This is a genomic window from Catenuloplanes niger, assembly GCF_031458255.1.
GTDB lineage: Bacteria > Actinomycetota > Actinomycetes > Mycobacteriales > Micromonosporaceae > Catenuloplanes > Catenuloplanes niger.
The window spans coordinates 4,953,094-4,968,411 of record NZ_JAVDYC010000001.1 but is presented as its reverse complement, the minus strand read 5'-3'; the positions used below and the strand labels follow the sequence as shown (position 1 = coordinate 4,968,411).

The window sequence follows — 15,318 nt, the reverse complement described above, 5'->3', positions numbered from 1 at the left end:
GATGCGAAGCAACTATCAAGCCTACGATCACATCGCAAGTGCGCTCAGAATGAACGCGATTCTCAACCAAAGCGACGTGGATTACACCGAGGTTCAGTCCCTTCCTGATCGCAGCAAGCTTACCTATGGCAATGGATTCTACGCCAATTGTACCGCGGTATTTATCGACATTAGGGGCTCGTCCAAGCTCCCGCAAGTTCACAGAAGGCCGACTCTTGCCCGGATCTATCGATCTTACATTAGCGAGATCATCGCCGTGATGAACTCCCTGGAAACCTGCAATGAGGTCAATATTGTTGGCGACGGGGCTTGGGGAATCTACGACACACCCAAAAAGCCAGACATTAATGCAGTTTTCTCACTGCTAGCCAGCATGAACTCTGTCATCCAAATGCTGAACAAAGAACTCGCCCGAAAGGCGATCGCAGGTTTAACGGTCGGAATTGGCGCGTCATGGGGTCGAGCCCTGGTCATCAAAGCCGGGTACTCAGGTAGTGGCATCTCGGACGTGGTCTACATGGGAGATGTCGTAAATTCTGCGGCCAAGCTAGCCGCAGCAGGAAACCAGTCATATGGCGATCAAACGATCATGATGTCCGACGATTTCCACACGAATCTTCAAGACACATACAAGGCAATGACATCAATAAATCTTCGCCACAACTGCTTTCAGGCAAACGTCGTCAACAGCACGATGGAGGCCTGGACGAAACAGTATTACGGATAGCTAGGTTGCTAGAACAAATACAGCCGTCAAGCCAAGGAAAAACAAGCCCGATAACAAGAGAATTACAGCTAGTCCACCCCAGAAAAATTTCGCAGTTGCCACCCGCGAGTTTGAAGAAATCTGCTGCGAAATCTCTCCGACCAGACGTTCTTTATCCTCAATGAGGCCCAGAAAGGCTTTCGAATAGTCCGCAGAATTTTTGCCGTACTTACGCGCAATGTGATTAAAGTACAGCGTACTTGTAGGAGCCTCTGTAGCACGAAGCCTAGGCCAGAGCGCTACGCCAGCAAAGACGCCCGCCAGCATAACGCACGCAGCACACAGCGAAGCCAGAACGACAGTGACAACGGAGTGCTTACTCTCCGCCTTCAAGACATTAAAGATTATCCCACCAGCGACCCCGGCAGCAGCGAGCGACACCGCAGCTTTCGTCTCACTGTGCTTAATCCAATCATTAACAAGCGCCAGTGCCTTCCACGCGTCATCCGTCGACAGGTTCGATGACTCAGGCCCCTTGAGGGCTTCACGCTTCCGCCAAAGAGACATAGATATACCTTTTCAATCGAGCCAAACCCTCAGCAACCCCGGCGACCACTTTCCGACAACGCACAGCCTGATTCAATCAGGCGAGCCCATGCCGGTGCAGCAAAAATGAGGACAGGCCCATCAGGGTCCTTGCTGTCGCGGACATACGCCATGCGTTCAGCGACGGCCACCTCGACGCATTGACCGCCATTGGGGCCACTTCGAGCGGACTTCTTCCAGATCAGGTTTTCCATTTCTGCGCCACTTCCTTGATCAGGTGGGTGGATAGACGTCGCGGGAGGGCCTCCCCCAGAAGACCTTCCCAGATGCGGCGGGTGGCATCAATGTCTGCGGGAGCCTCGATGAGGAGGCCGCGGAGGTGGGTGTCGATGTAGACGACGTCGGGGGCGTCGGGGAGGCTTGCCAGGACGAAGGAGCCGGACATGCCTCGGTGGGCTCCGACGTCGGTAGGAAGGATGTGGATTTCGGCGCGGCCGGTGGTGTTGGCATGAGCCAGGGCTTCCAGTTGGTCGCGCATGATGGTGGGGCTGCCGACGGGGCGGTGAAGAGCTGCCTCCTCCAGGATCATGATGAGCTGGGGTGGGGTGTCGCTGTCGAGGACGTGTTGGCGGTGGAATCTGGCGTCGGTGGTGCGCTGGAGGGTTTCGTCGTCGGCGGTGGGCATGCCGGCCTGGAGGATGGCGCGGGCGTAGGCCGGCGTCTGGAGTAGGCCGTCGATGGTGAGTTGCTGGTAGGCGCGCAGCGCTGTGGCGGTCTCCTCGATCTCGGCCCAGGGGCGGAACCAGTCGGGCATGATCTCGCGAGTTGCGGCTTCCTGTGCGGCGTCCAGGATTCGGCCGAGAAGTCCGTTGGTGTGGAGTACGTCGTCGGCGCGGTAGATGAGGTCGCCGCTGGCAGGGCGGCGGCCGGTTTCGACGGCGGATATCAGGCTGTCGGAGAAATGAATCTCCTTGGCGAGTTCCTGCTGACTGATGTTCTGCCTTTGTCGGGCGAGTTTCAGTTCTTTGCCGAGTGCTCGCAGTAGCGGATGCACGGGCGTGCGCTGCTCATTCGCCATGAGGCACCACCGGGGTTCCACCGGCCAATGGTGGAGTGCCACCACATATTCTCAAACTTAGACCTAAGGTGCGTTGGCCATGAAACACCTTTTCTCGTCCTCGGCATTCAGGAATAGTTTCCCCAAAGGGCGGGTGCGCACACGCCATCAATCGGGATGCACCGTGTGGCGCAGCGCCGGCAAACGAGGAGGAGATCTCTTTGTCTGAGTCCGAGAATGGCGGATATGTGGTGGGCACGGAGGGGCATCCGGGATGGTGCTCCCCGGCGGAATGCCTGGCGGATGCGCCGTATGCCGCTCGGCATAGGTCCGTCCCCATGAGGCTGGAGCTATGCAACGATCTGACGGGTTTTTGGCTCACCATCAGGGTGACGCAACCGGTGGCGGACCCGCATGACGAGGGGGTTGAAATCGACATGCGGTCGGACGATGTCGAGGATGCGGTACGCGAGATAATCCTCAGCCGAAAGAGTCTGGCGGGAATGAACAGGCTGACGCTCTCGCTCATAGCACGATCCGCGATAGATGAGATGGCGGTACCCAGAGACCCGACCGGCCTGGAGTCGTAGGCCATGGCTGGCGAGAGTAAGCGCCGTGAGGGTGCGGACGATTTCCATACTGTTGGCGACATCGTTCACCTCGACAAATTCAATGTGAAAGACGGTGTGCGAGACCTCGATGTGCGGATCGTGCAGGGCTCGCATCTGCTCTGGTCTGTGCTGAATGTGCAGTGGGTCCGCATTCGCGCAGTCGAAGTGAACGGCGATGAGGAAGTCGGACCGGTGAGCCTCTTCGTCGTGCACAAGGATGCGCTGAGACGCGAAGCGGCAGAGGCATAGGTGGAGCTGAGGAGTGGGTGTGGGCCGCTCGGGACCGGCCACCGATCCTCTACCAAGCCATTCCGCAATTCCACCGGCCTTTCTCCGATCCTCACCAGAGGAAGGCTGGAGGCTGAAGGCCTTCTCACGGTCTCGATTCCGGGAAATAGTCCTAGCGACAGAAAGGGACGCGTCGCCAGGTGGTTTGCGTTTCCAGCTTTGTCGCCGAGTCGAGGAGGAGAGATTTATGCCGTCGCAGACGACAGGTGGGACCGGGGTTCGTATCGAACATCCGAGATGGTGTGTTTCGGAGTGGTGCCTGGCGGATTCGCCGGATGTGCACCAGCGGCATCGGTCGGGGCCGGGTGAGATTCGGCTTGAGGAGGATGCGTGCGGGACGCGGCTCGTGGCGTGGGTTGCCGAGTCTGTGTGTGCGCCGGGGGAAATGCGTCTGGAGATAGATGTGTTCACGGATGACTCGGACGAGGCGCACCACGAGCTGGGGATCGCCTTCAAGGATCTTCTGGAGCTGTCCAAGTTCTGCCTGAATGCCATGGTGGACGGCGTGGCTGCGGAGGCCCAGCCACGGGAGTTCACGGCATCGGATGCGGGATAGGCCATGGCGGGTGAGTGCGGAAGCCATGGTCGGGATGAGTGCTGCCGTCTGGCCGGAGACACGATTTACCTCGGGGATTTCGATCGGGCCGGTGACGTCCGTGCCATCAGAATCCGCCTTGAGTTCCACTCGCCTGAGCTGTTGACTATGCAGAAAGCGGATTGGATCAAAATTGTTGGTATCGCGATAATCGGAAGGAACAAGGACCGTCCGGTAGGTGCATTTGTTGTGCAATCTGCCTTCCAGCACCCCGAGATCGCGGAAGCGCAAACAGAGCGGCTCATCGGGTAGTCACGGCTCAAGCGAGCGGTCTGCTTGCGCATCGTGGGAGAGGTCGGCCTTGAACACGAGGTCGGCCTTCTCCGCATGGGGCCGGGTAGCTTCCGCGCGTCACACCGGGGAGGCGCGTGCGGACCTTCCTAACGGCACGCTCAAGTGATGTCCCCTCGTCTCGGCTCCAGCGGCGCGAGGGTGAGTGCGCCGGCCGGAGTTAGCCATAGAGATCACGCCTGATGAAGAGCGTTGGTCTCGGACCCAGCCTGCCGGATCATGAGGGTGGTGACCGGGCTACGGCTGTCAGCCGTGCGGCGGCAGACAGGTCAATCGTTCACCAGTAGCTCGTATTCAAGGGCTGCCAGGTCTGCGCGCATGGTGAAGCAGGTGACCTCGAAGGGCCGGCCGGACTTGTCGTAGCTGGTGTGCATGACTTCGAGCACCGGTACGCCGGCTTGGATATTGAGGGCGGCGGCCTCGCCGGGGGCCGGGAGCCTGGTGGTGACCTCTTCGCGGATGCGGTCGATCCGGTAGCCAAGGTCCTCGAAGCGGGAGTAGAGCGATCCGCGCCCGAGGAACTTCGACCGGGCGATCGGTGAGGTCTGGGCGATGTCGGTGGGCACGTACGTCACGCCGATCTGGATCAGCTCTGCGTCGGCGTGATACCAGTTCTCGCGGCGTACGACGGGCTCACCCGCTTCGATCAGGAGGCGGTCTGACACCTTCCGTGGTGCCGGCCGCCGGGTTACCGATCGGCATTCCACGGTCGGTGTTCGTCCCTGTTGCAGAACCTCCATGCGGAAGGGCGATGTCCCGCTCTCGGTCCGGGAACGCCGGGAGTACCTCGCGGCGCCGAACCGTAGGAGCCGAGGCCTGCTACGAACGAACGTCTCGTAGAGGAAGCTCGCGTACCGCGCCCACTGACCTGCGGTGTTGCGCGTTTCGGCGTCGCTGGACGCGGATCGCGCACGCTGTGCCAGGTCTTCGAGTTGGTGGTGATCGACGTAGGGCGGGATGGGGCCGCGGGCGATTGAGTCCGGGGCGCTGCTCTCGGCTTCAGTCCGCGCATCCGCCAGGCTGGTAAGGGCGTCTCCCGCGTCGAAGGCCGAGTCAAGGGCTGCGGCTATCTCGGGTGTGGGCGGCTTGCGGCCGGTCTCGATGTCCCAGAGGTAGGCGTGCGAGTAGTGGACCAGCCGGGCCAGTTGCCGGAGTGACAGGCCACTGTTCTCGCGCAGCTCCCGCATGAGGTGCGGAAAGCGTGGATCGGCGTTGCTCACCGGGCCTCATTCTTGACTGGGTCGGGGGTCGGCTTCGACGCGTTCCGGCGCGTGCGGCGCTGGACCAGGGCGACGCCACCGAGGACCAGAATCATTCCCCCGATCATGGGTACGGTGATCGCCTCGTTGACCACGAGCGCTCCCAGAATGACGGCGACCACGGGGAGCAGATACGTCGTGGTGGAGGCTGCGGTGGGGCCTTCGTCGCCGATGAGCCGGTAGTTCAGGACGTAAGCGACGCCGGTGCCCAGGATGCCGAGGATGAGCAGGCTGAGTACCGCGTCCAGCCGCCAATCTGGAGCGGTGAGTCCGCCGAACGGCAGCGCGACCACCATGATCGCTGTGCCCGCGGCGAGTTGGGATGCGGAGAGCATCAGCGGTGGGATGCCGCGGTTGGTCAGGAACTTGCCCATGTAGACGTAGGAAATTCCGTAGCTCGCGGATGCGGCCAGGATGGCGAGACCGCCCCAGCTCGCGATCTCGGACGCGGACTCCCATGGGGTGAAGATGAGGATCGTGCCGGCGAAGCCGAGTGCCAGCCCCGCGCCGCGCTGCGGGGTCACTTTCCGGTCGGTGCCGGCCAGGAACGCGACCAGCATGGTCCACAGCGGGGTGGTGGCGTTGATGACGCCGGCGACGTTCGATCCGACCGTCTGTTCGCCGATCCCGAACAATGTGTACGGGATGGCGTTGGCGACCAGCGCCGCCACGAAGAGGTGCGTCCAGGTCGCCAGGCCGGTGGGGATGCGCATGCCGCGCGCCAGCGCGATGGGGGCGAGGACCATGGCGCCGAGAGCTAGGCGGATGAGCACGATCTGCACCGGGCTGAAGCCGCGGAGTGCGAGCTTGATCCAGAGGAATCCCGAGCCCCAGAGGAGGGCGAGGAGAGCGAGTCTTGCCAGGCTGCTGCGGCTCACGTACGGCCTCCGTCAGTCTTCTATCGGCATTTCGTAGTCGAGGCCGTTGAGGTCTCCGCGCATGACGAAGCGGGTGACCTCGAACGGTTTGCGCTGTTCGTCGAGGCTGGTGTGCAGCACCTCGATCACGGGTACGCCCGGCGGCATCGCCAGGCCGGTCATCTCTTCCGGGTTCGGCATGCGCGCGGAGATCTCCTCACGGATGCGCGCGATGGGGTAGCCCAGGTCTTCGAAGCGGGCGTAGATGCTGCCCTTACCCAGCTTCTTCTCCGAGGCAAGCGGCGAGTCGCCGGCGATGTCGACCGGGATGTACGTGACGCCGACCTGCACCGGTTCGTCATCGGCGAAGTACCAGTTCTCGCGGCGGATGACGGGGGTCTGCGGGTCGATACCGAGGCGGTCTGCCACGTCGGCCGGTGGCGGCTCGGTCGTGACGGAGCGGCACTCGGCTTTCGGGACGCGGCCCTGCTTGGTGACCTCGATGCGGAACGGGGACAGGCCGGTCTCGCTGCGCAGACGGCGCGAGTACCGGTTGGAGCCCAAGCGCATCAGCGGGGTCTGTGGGCGCACGAAGACGCCGCGTCCGTGCTGCGCGATGACCAGGCCTTCGCTCTGAAGGATGCTGATGGCCTCGCGTGCCGTGTTGCGGGCGGTGCCATAGCGGGAGGCCAGGTCGCGTTCTGAGGGCAGCTTGCCGCCGGGCGGCAGCTCGCCGCGCTCGATGCTGGCGCGCAGGTCATCGGCGATGCGGCGGCTCGGGAGACGGGTGTCAGCCTCGGGTTTGTCGCTCATGGTCGGTGCCTGCCTGTTCTCGATGCGTCTCTCGGCAGCGTACCGCAACTGGCTCAAGCCAGCTCTTGACAGACGTCACTCCCTCGCCCAAACTGGCTCAAGCCAGTTGACTGGCTCAAGCCAGTTGAGAGCTAACGGCAGGGAGTGCGTGTGCATATCTACCCGTTCTCACAGGAACCCACGGCGGAGGATCTCGCCGCTGTGGAGGAGGAAATGCCGCTGATCATGGCGGAGGTCAAGCTGCTGGACGCCGAGATCCGGCTCATGGTCACCGGAGGCGACGAGATCACGCGGCACCAGGTGCGGCAGGCCGAGCGCGTGGTGATCCGCGAGGCGCGGGCCTATTACGGCCGACACCGTGCGGCGATCCAGCTTGCGGGGAGGGCCGCCTGATGGAGACCTACCCGATGCCCGCTCCGGAGAACGACGGCCGGTTCACATACGGGCTGCTGTTCGACCTGGCGGAGGTGCTGGAGCGGCGCGGCTACCCACCGATCACGGCCGGCTCGGACCTGGTGCGGCTTCAGCAGAGCATTTTCCGCTTCCTCTACGCCAAGCCCACCAGCGCTGAAGGAGTCGCGCGATGACCGTTTCCGCGTACCCGCCTCAGGTGATGGATCTTCTCCCCCGTGCTCAGGAGTTGGTGGCCTCGCTGGGGGTCATCCCGTCTGAGAACCGGATCAAGACGGAGCTGAAGGTGGGCCGGCCGAAGGCCAAGGCCATCCGCGCGGCGCTGGAGAACGGGGCGCCGGCCGATCCCGAGGTGCCGGAGCAGGCGACTCAGGAGACGACGCCGGACCCGGTGCCGGAGGCGACCGAGCCGGAGACCTTGCCGGTTCCGGCGACCGAGAGCGCACCGGCGACGGCCGAGGTGTCGGAGCTGCGTGGGGAGGTCGCAGACCCGGGCACGGCGGTCAAGGTGCGGTCGGTGCCTTCGTGGCCGGTGCTGATCCTGGCGCTGCCCGCGTTCGCGGCCGTCTGGTCGGGGTGGGTCGGGCTCGGGGAGATGACCGGGTTCGGGGTGGTGCACCCGCTTCCGGGGATCGCGGACGGGTTCAGCCTGAACACCGCGATCACGCTCCCGATCGGTGTCGAGACCTATGCGGCGTACGCGCTGCGGATCTGGCTTTCGGCTCAGGTCAGCGTGCGGGCACGGCGGTTCGCCAAGTGGTCCGCGATCGGCTCGCTGGTCCTCGGTGCGCTCGGCCAGGTCGCCTACCACCACATGGAAGCCGCGGGCATCACCGAGGCGCCCTGGCAGATCACGACCGTGGTCGCGTGCCTGCCGGTCGCGGTCCTCGGGATGGGCGCGGCGCTGGCGCACCTCAATCACGACGGACGTTCCTAACGTCGCCCGGCGGCGCGGCCCCTCGGCCTGGAAACCAGTGCCGCGCCGCCGGTCCCTTCACACCGTTTCGCCCGAAGGCTTCTTGGAGGAAGAACCCTCATGGTCTCAGGACCCAAGGACAACAGCTCAGGCGACTTCGACTGGCGTGCGGCGGAAGCCGAAATGGCGGATGCCCCGGTGGTCGACCTGGACGCGGCGCGTGTACGCCGCAACCGCTCAACAGCAGACACCCACTTCGACGCGGCGCTCGACGAGACGCCGCAGCCTGGCGGCATGCCGGTGGAGCCGCGGGCCGCGCGATCGGGGCGGCTGCCGATCGTGCCGGTGGACTGGTCGACCTGGCCGAACATCAAGCACAGCCTCAAGCAGACGGCCGCGCTCACGTCGTACCGTGTCGGCTTTCATGCCCTTCGCTCTCCGCTGTATCTGGTGAAAGCGCTGTTCTGGGCGGTGGTCGGGGTGTTCCGGCTGGTCGGCCGTCAGATCAAGTGGTGGTGGGTGTCGGAGCAGTACGGGCTTCGGCAGGCTGCCGCGGACGCGAACGATCCGCAGATGTGGTTGAAGCTGCATCGGGAGGTCAAGGCCACCCGCGCGTGGCGGGGTGCGGTCCTGATCGCGGAACTGCTGGCCGGCGCGATCGGTGGGCCGCTGTTCTACGCTGCTGCGCCGTGGTGGGCACTCGGCGCGGTCGGCGCCGGAGGAGTGGTGTTCCTGGCGCACCTCGGGCGCCCACAGGATCGGCCGATCGTGACGCCGGCGACGGTGACCGGACGGTACCGGCGGATCAACCCGGACATCATCCTGCGCGCCTACTACGCCGCGGGTCTCGGGCATCCGGATCGGACCAATCAGCAGATCAGCTTCGGGTCGACGATGGCGCGGGACGCGTCCGGGACAGGATCTCAGGTCGACATCGATCTGCCGTACGGGAAGACGTTCGACGACGCGGTGAAGGCGAAAGGGTCGATCGCGTCCGGGCTGGATGTGTCGATCAACCAGGTCTTTCTTACCCGGGACACCACGTCGCACCGGCGGCATCGGCTGTTCGTGGCCGATCGTGACCCGCTCGCCATCGCGGCCGGCCGGACGCCGCTGCTGGACGGCAAGCCGCGCGACATCTGGACCGACGCACCAATCGGGCTGGATGAGCGGGGGCGCAAAGTGGGGCTGCTGCTGATGTGGATCGCGGTGCTGGTCGGGGCGCAGCCGCGGAAGGGCAAGACGTACTTCGCGCGTGCTCTGGCGCTGTTTGCGGCGCTCGATCCGTACGTGCGCCTCACGGTGGTGGACGGGAAGCTGTCGCCGGACTGGGACAAGTTCCGGCTGGTCGCGCACCGGATGGTGTTCGGGACCGTGCCGAACCACCGGGACAACGACCCGATCACGCACCTTCTTGAGGCGCTACGGGAGATCAAGAAGCACATCGAGTCGGTGAACGAGTTCCTGTCGAAGCTGCCCACGGCGGAGTGCCCGGACGGGAAGCTCACGCGGGAGCTGTCCCGGAAGTACAAGCAGCTTCGGGTGTGGGTGCTGGTCATGGAGGAGTTCCAGGTCTACTACGAGACCGACGACCAGGCGGTGAACAAGGAGATCGCGGCGCTGCTGTCGTACATCATGGCGGTCGGGCCGTCCGCGGGCGTGGTCATCCTGTCCAGCACGCAGAAGCCGTCCGGGATCGGGGCCGGGGATGTGCAGCGGCTGTTCAACCGGTACCGGGACAACCACACGGTGCGGTTCGCGCTCAAGTGCGGCAACCGGGATGTGTCCATGGCGCTGCTCGGCTCGGACGCCTACAGCGAAGGGTTCGACGCGTCCGCGCTGCCGTCCGGTGCGCAGTACCGGGGCGTCGGCATCCTTTACGGTGCGGCGGACGAGACGCCCACGGTCCGCTCCTACCTCGCGGATGCCGAGGACGCGGAGAAGATCCTCACGGCCGCGCGGCGGCACCGGGAGGCAGCCGGCACGCTCACCGGGGACGCAGCCGGCGAGTCCATCGCTCGTGAGGTGCGGGATGTGCTGGCCGATGTCCGGTCGGTGTTCCTGCCGGGGGAGAACGGGCTGCACTGGCCGACGATCGCCGGCCGGATGGCGGAGCGAATGCCGGAGCACTACGCGGACATCACGGCCGACGCGATCTCAGCCCAGCTCCGCGAGCATGTACCGAGCGTGAACGTCAAAATCCGCGGCGAGGTGCTGAAAGGTGCCCGCGTGACTGACCTGGATGCCGCGATCGAGCGGCGTAAGAGCGCCTAGTCGGTAGCGGCGGCGCTGCTACCGGTAGCGCCGCCGCTACCTCAACCCGCTACCACCCTGGCCAGCCGCTATCTGTCGAGGTAGCGGGTAGCGCCAGCGACCCCTTGCGCCCAAAAACCGGCCCTGGAGGCACCTTCATGCCCACGTACGCCGCTACCGCTACCGACCAGATAACCGGCACTGCGCTTCTCCTCCTGATCCTCGCCGTTGTCACCGGCTGTTACCTCTTCGGGTGCTGGCTCTGGCCGTTCGGGGTCTGCCCGCGCTGCCACGGCACCGGCAAGCGCCGCTCACCGTTCGGCCGTGCGTTCGGGCTCTGCCGGGGATGCGACGGAGACGGCCGGCGGCTTCGCATCGGCCGGCGCGTGATCAACGCGCTACGCGACCTGCACCGGAACGGCCGCTGATGGACACGGCTCACACCGCCTGGTGCGCGGGCAACCACCGATGCGGCATGGGCGAACACCGCTCCGAAGACATCGTGGTGAGCCTGCCGCATCGGGGCCGTGCCGTCGTCTGGCGCACGCGGACGGAGAACGGCCGGGAGTACGCCGAGGTCCGGCTCTGGGTTGCGCTCGCGCCCGGTGAGAAGCCGGCGCGTCGGCAGTTGCTCGCCATGCTCTCCGGCCTCCGCGTCCTGCTCGGCCGGGTCGCGCTCGCCGCGCGGCCGGCACCGCACCCGTACCGCTGATCCACAGCTCAACTGGAAAGGAGGCCGCATCATGAACAGCCCCGCGCACGACCAGCACGCCGAACAAGCCGTCATCGGCGCTGCCCTGCTCGCGCCGTCGACTGTTGCCGAGCTTGCGGCCAAGCTCAGCCCCGGCGACTTCTACCGACCGGCCCACGGTGCGCTGTGGGAGGCCATCTGCCGACTGGATGCGGCCGGTACGCCGGCCGATCCGATCACGCTCGCGGCGCATCTGGCCGAGGTCGGGGATCTGGCGCGGGTGGGTGGGGCGCCGTACCTGCACACGCTGATCTCCGAGGTGCCGAGCGTCGCCAGTGCCGGCTACTACGCGGAGATCGTGGCGGGGCACGCGCGGCGGCGGGAGGTGTCGACGCTGGGGCTGCGGCTCACCCAGCTCGCGGACTCCGGCACGGACACAGCCGATGTCCTGGCGACCGGCCGCGCGCTGCTCGACGACACCGGGGCTGCCGCGGGGTGGGCGCCGCTGATTCCGCTGGGCACCGGGCGGCATCTGCCGGTGTTCCCGGCTCATGTGCTGCCGGGGTGGGTGGCGGACATGGTGCGGGCGGTCTCCGAGTTCACACAGACACCGATCGACCTGGCGGGCGGGATCGCGCTCGCGGCACTATCGACGGCCGCCGGTGGACGCGCCGAGGTGGAGGTGCGCGGATCGTGGCGGGAGCCCACGAACCTGTTCACGGTTGTGGTGCTGCCGCCGGGGTCGCGGAAGTCTGCGGTGTTCGCGGCGATCACGGGGCCGCTGCTTGCTGCCGAGTCCGCGTTAGTGGAGCGGACCAAGCCCGCGATCATCGAGGCGGAGTTGGCGGCGCGGGTCGCCGGTAAGACCGCGGAGAAGGCCGCACAGGCAGCGGCGAACGCGGACGCTTCCGGCCGAGACACGCTGCTCGCGGAAGCAACGGCCGCCGCGATGCAGGCCGAAGCCGTCACGGTCCCCGGTGTGCCTCAACTGGTGGCGGATGACGTGACCAGCGAGACGGCCGCGCAGTTGCTCGCGGACCAGGGCGGCCGGCTGGCGGTGCTGTCGCCGGAGGGCGGCATCTTCGCCACGATCGCCGGCAGGTACTCCGGCACGCCCAACCTGGAGGTGTTCCTCAAGGGCCACGCCGGGGACATGATGCGCGTCGGCCGGCTATCCCGAGAGGCCCTGCACATCCCCAAGCCAGCGCTGACGCTCGGCCTGGCCGTGCAGCCGGATGTGCTGCGGGATATCGCGTCGATGCCGGGTTTCCGCGGGCTCGGGCTGCTGGCGCGCATCCTGTTCGCGCTGCCGGAGAACACGGTCGGGTTCCGGCGCATCGGCGCTGACCCCGTGCCGGTCGAGATCGCGGACGCGTACCAGGAAAGCCTTGGTGCCCTTGTTCTGACGCTCGCGGAGTGGACCGATCCGGCAGTCCTGCCGCTCACCGAGGACGCCAACGCGCGGGTGCTCGACATCGAGCGTGCGGTAGAACCGCGGCTTGCGCCCGGTGGGGCGTGGGGGCACATCGTGGACTGGGGCAGCAAGTACACCGGCGCCGTCGTCCGGATGGCCGGGCTGATCCATCTGGCGGAGCACCTGCGCGACGGATGGGGCAGGCCTGTCGAGGCCGGCACGATCGACCGGGCGGCGCAGCTCGGCGACTACTACGCCGCCCACGCCCTGGCCGCGTTCGACGACATGGGCGCCGATCAGGCCACACGCAACGCGCGGCACGTGCTCGCGTGGATCGAGCGCACTGGCGCCACCACGTTCACCAAGCGCGACCTGTTCCGCGCCACGAAGTCCGCCACGATCCGGGCGGTCGCGGACCTGGAGCCGGCGCTGAGCGTGCTGGATGCCCACGGATATCTCCGCCAGGTTGACCCACCGGCACGCCCACGGACCGGCGGCCGGCCACCGTCACCAATGTTCCTCGTCAACCCCGAGGTGCACCGGCCGGCCGCCACCGTCCACCCGATCGGCGACACCCGGCGGACGGCATGAAGCCGCTGACACAACTGACAGAACTGCCACAACCCCCGTACCGCAGAGGTTCTGTCAGTTCTGGCAGTTCTGTCACAGCCGTTCCGGACGTCCGGGGCACGGACGCCGGACGGTGGCTCCGGGGACCCCCGCAGACGATCTCCACTCCCCCGCTTCGATCTCGCCCATCGGCCGGAAGGGCTTCCGAGTGCACACCACAGAGACCCCATCAGTAGAGATCGTCAGCAGGATTTTCACCGCCGAGGAGGCCGCCGCGATCCTGCGCGTGCGGAAGAGCTGGTTGGAGCGGCAGGCAGGGATGCGGCGGATTCCGTTCACGCTGCTGGGCGGCTCGTACCGGTTCACGGCCAGCCACCTTCAGGCGATCATCCGCATCTTCGAGAGCGGACCCGCTCAGGAGGCCGCTCCCGCCGAGGTCACGCCGATCATCCAGCGCCGGCGCACCCGCCAGTCCGAACCGGCGCTTCACGAGCCGCTGCGGGCGCGGCCGCGCAAGACCTCAGCTCAGCAGAACGCAGCCTGACCCACCACGATCCGGAGGAACGATGGCGTACGCGGAAAAGCGCGGGAATCTCTGGCGCGCCCGGTGGGTGAGCCCGAGCGGCAAGCTCGAATCGCAGTCTGGTTTCAAGACGCGCAAGGCAGCGGAGGATTACGCGAACGACCAGGAATCCTCGGTCCGGAAGAACACGTACGTGGATGTCCGGGCCGGTCAGGTGACCGTCGCGGAGATCGCGAACGCCTGGTATTCGGGGCTGGACCTGGAGCCGACCACGATGAGCAACTACCGGTACATGACCGAGGTCTACATCCTGCCGGAGTTCGGGGAGCGGGCCGTGGGCTCGCTCACCGAGCATGAGATGCCGATCTGGGAGCGGAAGTTGGTCACCGGCGGCCTCAGCCGGCGCTCGGCCAGGGACGCACGGTCGACGTTCGCGACGATCCTCGCGAGCGCGGTCCCGCGATACATCCAGATCAACCCGGCGGCGCGGAAGAAGGGCACTGGGCGAAAGGGGACGCGCCGGATAGAGAAGATGCAGCAGCGGCAGAAGGTGTGGGCGTCGCCGCTGGACGCGCTCCTGATCGCTGAGCGCGCGGCATCGCTCTCCGGGCAGGACACCGACTTCGTCATGGCGATCACGATCGCCTACACCGGCATGCGGTGGGGCGAGGCGATCGGCCTGATGCCGGACTGCGTCGGGAAGAACAAAATCGACGTGCACTGGAAGCTGTACGAGCTGAACGGGCGCTTCTACCGGGGCCGGCCGAAGGACGGCTCGATGCGCTCGCTGGACCTCCCGCCGTTCCTCAGTTCGATGCTCAGCGAGTACATGCGCCTCAATCCGCCGCGCACCTGCTCGTGCACGCTGAAGGCGACCGACACGGATGAGATCACCTGGTGCTCCGGCGACGCGTACGTGTTTCTTGGCTCGCAGCGCGGACACTTCCGCCGGTCCAACTACAGCGAGCGCGTCTTCCGGCCGGCGGCGGACGGCTGGCACCCAGTACGGAGGGGCAGCAGCCCTCGCGCCCGAAAGCCGGTCCTCGTCGACGCGAGTCAGCCGTGGCCCGGCAGCCCGTTGCCGCCGTGGCCGGCGGTGGTGCCGGGCAAGCCGTTCCAAGAGCCGCGGGGCCGGGGCATCGTGCCGATCCCGGCCGAGATACCAGTGGCTTCGTGGCTGCCGATCCTGCCTGATCTGACGCCGCACGGGCTACGCCACGGGCACCACACGTGGATGGATGAGGCCGGGGTGTCGTACGTACTCCAGTCGGAGCGCATGGGACATGAGGTGCCCGGCATGCGTGGCGTTTACAACCACGTGAGTCCCGCGATGCGCACGAAGCTCGTCAACGCGCTGGAGCAGATGTGGGCCGACTCGCTTCGGGCACGTGCTCAGCTATCGCAACGGTCCGCAGTACCGCTCCTCGATCGGCTTCTTGCGGCTACCAAGTCCGTACGACCGTTCGCATTGAAGACACCATCCTTTACAAGAGGTACCTAGGCGACTACTTAGAGGT

The 15,318-nt window shown here is 65.9% G+C and carries 18 protein-coding genes; 12 read left to right on the top strand and 6 right to left on the bottom strand.

What is annotated here, in order from left to right; translation table 11 throughout:
* The first annotated feature begins 1 nt into the window (after position 1).
* Complete coding sequence (locus J2S44_RS22120) at positions 2-727, top strand: adenylate/guanylate cyclase domain-containing protein (RefSeq protein WP_310417165.1); 726 nt, start codon at positions 2-4, stop codon at positions 725-727.
* Here the strand turns inward: J2S44_RS22120 and J2S44_RS22115 are convergent, their stop codons facing one another.
* From J2S44_RS22115 to J2S44_RS22105, 3 genes are read right to left on the bottom strand one after another with little or no spacing between them, the layout of a single operon-like run.
* On the bottom strand, positions 728-1,273 hold the full coding sequence (locus J2S44_RS22115; RefSeq protein WP_310417163.1) for a Pycsar system effector family protein: 546 nt from the start codon (positions 1,271-1,273) through the stop codon (positions 728-730). It lies immediately after the preceding gene.
* 29 nt (positions 1,274-1,302) lie between these two features.
* Complete coding sequence (locus tag J2S44_RS22110; RefSeq protein ID WP_310417160.1) at positions 1,303-1,506, bottom strand: DUF397 domain-containing protein; 204 nt, start codon at positions 1,504-1,506, stop codon at positions 1,303-1,305.
* Positions 1,494-2,330, bottom strand: a complete 837-nt coding sequence (locus J2S44_RS22105; RefSeq protein ID WP_310417157.1) for a helix-turn-helix domain-containing protein — start codon at positions 2,328-2,330, stop codon at positions 1,494-1,496. The genes J2S44_RS22110 and J2S44_RS22105 overlap by 13 nt, the downstream gene beginning before the upstream one ends.
* Before the next feature lie 572 nt (positions 2,331-2,902).
* Here J2S44_RS22105 and J2S44_RS22100 point away from each other — a divergent pair.
* Positions 2,903-3,169, top strand: a complete 267-nt coding sequence (locus J2S44_RS22100; protein WP_310417154.1) for a hypothetical protein — start codon at positions 2,903-2,905, stop codon at positions 3,167-3,169.
* A 442-nt stretch (positions 3,170-3,611) separates the two neighbouring features.
* Positions 3,612-3,764: a hypothetical protein gene (locus tag J2S44_RS22095; RefSeq protein WP_310417152.1), complete on the top strand. Its 153-nt coding sequence runs from the start codon at positions 3,612-3,614 to the stop codon at positions 3,762-3,764.
* A 599-nt stretch (positions 3,765-4,363) separates the two neighbouring features.
* Here J2S44_RS22095 and J2S44_RS22090 read toward each other — a convergent pair.
* Genes J2S44_RS22090 through J2S44_RS22080 form a run of 3 tightly spaced genes read right to left on the bottom strand, consistent with a single transcriptional unit; the run spans position 4,364 to position 7,023 of the window.
* The gene (locus tag J2S44_RS22090; protein WP_310417149.1) at positions 4,364-5,314 is read right to left on the bottom strand and encodes a UTRA domain-containing protein; all 951 of its coding nucleotides are present in this window, start codon (positions 5,312-5,314) and stop codon (positions 4,364-4,366) included.
* Positions 5,311-6,231 carry a DMT family transporter gene (locus J2S44_RS22085; protein WP_310417147.1) on the bottom strand — a complete coding sequence of 307 codons (921 nt, stop codon included), beginning with the start codon at positions 6,229-6,231 and terminating at the stop codon, positions 5,311-5,313. The genes J2S44_RS22090 and J2S44_RS22085 overlap by 4 nt, the downstream gene beginning before the upstream one ends.
* Positions 6,232-6,243: 12 nt before the next feature.
* On the bottom strand, positions 6,244-7,023 hold the full coding sequence (locus J2S44_RS22080; RefSeq protein ID WP_310417144.1) for a GntR family transcriptional regulator: 780 nt from the start codon (positions 7,021-7,023) through the stop codon (positions 6,244-6,246).
* Positions 7,024-7,173: 150 nt separating this feature from the next.
* Between J2S44_RS22080 and J2S44_RS22075 the strand changes: the two genes are divergently transcribed.
* The 9 genes from J2S44_RS22075 to J2S44_RS22035 all read left to right on the top strand — a co-directional run bounded on the left by J2S44_RS22075 (position 7,174) and on the right by J2S44_RS22035 (position 15,302).
* The gene (locus J2S44_RS22075; RefSeq protein ID WP_310417141.1) at positions 7,174-7,416 is read left to right on the top strand and encodes a DUF6284 family protein; all 243 of its coding nucleotides are present in this window, start codon (positions 7,174-7,176) and stop codon (positions 7,414-7,416) included.
* Positions 7,416-7,610 (top strand): hypothetical protein, encoded by a 195-nt coding sequence (locus J2S44_RS22070; protein WP_310417138.1) that lies wholly within the window; start codon positions 7,416-7,418, stop codon positions 7,608-7,610. The genes J2S44_RS22075 and J2S44_RS22070 overlap by 1 nt, the downstream gene beginning before the upstream one ends.
* Entirely contained in the window at positions 7,607-8,371 is a 765-nt protein-coding gene (locus J2S44_RS22065) for an ABC transporter permease (protein ID WP_310417136.1), read from the top strand. The genes J2S44_RS22070 and J2S44_RS22065 overlap by 4 nt, the downstream gene beginning before the upstream one ends.
* Positions 8,372-8,533: 162 nt before the next feature.
* The gene (locus J2S44_RS22060; protein ID WP_310417134.1) at positions 8,534-10,624 is read left to right on the top strand and encodes a cell division protein FtsK; all 2,091 of its coding nucleotides are present in this window, start codon (positions 8,534-8,536) and stop codon (positions 10,622-10,624) included.
* Between the two features lie 137 nt (positions 10,625-10,761).
* On the top strand, positions 10,762-11,031 hold the full coding sequence (locus J2S44_RS22055; protein WP_310417132.1) for a hypothetical protein: 270 nt from the start codon (positions 10,762-10,764) through the stop codon (positions 11,029-11,031).
* Complete coding sequence (locus tag J2S44_RS22050) at positions 11,031-11,315, top strand: hypothetical protein (RefSeq protein WP_310417129.1); 285 nt, start codon at positions 11,031-11,033, stop codon at positions 11,313-11,315. The genes J2S44_RS22055 and J2S44_RS22050 overlap by 1 nt, the downstream gene beginning before the upstream one ends.
* A 28-nt stretch (positions 11,316-11,343) precedes the next feature.
* Entirely contained in the window at positions 11,344-13,299 is a 1,956-nt protein-coding gene (locus tag J2S44_RS22045; protein WP_310429839.1) for a DUF3987 domain-containing protein, read from the top strand.
* Between the two features lie 112 nt (positions 13,300-13,411).
* Positions 13,412-13,822 carry a helix-turn-helix domain-containing protein gene (locus tag J2S44_RS22040; RefSeq protein WP_310417126.1) on the top strand — a complete coding sequence of 137 codons (411 nt, stop codon included), beginning with the start codon at positions 13,412-13,414 and terminating at the stop codon, positions 13,820-13,822.
* Positions 13,823-13,844: 22 nt separating this feature from the next.
* Positions 13,845-15,302, top strand: coding sequence for a tyrosine-type recombinase/integrase (locus J2S44_RS22035; protein WP_310417123.1), 1,458 nt, complete (start codon positions 13,845-13,847; stop codon positions 15,300-15,302).
* Positions 15,303-15,318 lie beyond the last annotated feature (16 nt).

Coding starts and splice junctions, on each gene's coding strand:
- J2S44_RS22035 (WP_310417123.1), top strand. CDS start 13,845: ATGGCGTACGCGGAAAAGCGCGGGAATCTCTGGCGCGCCCGGTGGGTG.
- J2S44_RS22055 (WP_310417132.1), top strand. CDS start 10,762: ATGCCCACGTACGCCGCTACCGCTACCGACCAGATAACCGGCACTGCG.
- J2S44_RS22100 (WP_310417154.1), top strand. CDS start 2,903: ATGGCTGGCGAGAGTAAGCGCCGTGAGGGTGCGGACGATTTCCATACT.
- J2S44_RS22065 (WP_310417136.1), top strand. CDS start 7,607: ATGACCGTTTCCGCGTACCCGCCTCAGGTGATGGATCTTCTCCCCCGT.
- J2S44_RS22115 (WP_310417163.1), bottom strand. CDS start 1,273: ATGTCTCTTTGGCGGAAGCGTGAAGCCCTCAAGGGGCCTGAGTCATCG.
- J2S44_RS22060 (WP_310417134.1), top strand. CDS start 8,534: ATGGCGGATGCCCCGGTGGTCGACCTGGACGCGGCGCGTGTACGCCGC.
- J2S44_RS22050 (WP_310417129.1), top strand. CDS start 11,031: ATGGACACGGCTCACACCGCCTGGTGCGCGGGCAACCACCGATGCGGC.
- J2S44_RS22070 (WP_310417138.1), top strand. CDS start 7,416: ATGGAGACCTACCCGATGCCCGCTCCGGAGAACGACGGCCGGTTCACA.
- J2S44_RS22120 (WP_310417165.1), top strand. CDS start 2: ATGCGAAGCAACTATCAAGCCTACGATCACATCGCAAGTGCGCTCAGA.
- J2S44_RS22110 (WP_310417160.1), bottom strand. CDS start 1,506: ATGGAAAACCTGATCTGGAAGAAGTCCGCTCGAAGTGGCCCCAATGGC.
- J2S44_RS22080 (WP_310417144.1), bottom strand. CDS start 7,023: ATGAGCGACAAACCCGAGGCTGACACCCGTCTCCCGAGCCGCCGCATC.
- J2S44_RS22105 (WP_310417157.1), bottom strand. CDS start 2,330: ATGGCGAATGAGCAGCGCACGCCCGTGCATCCGCTACTGCGAGCACTC.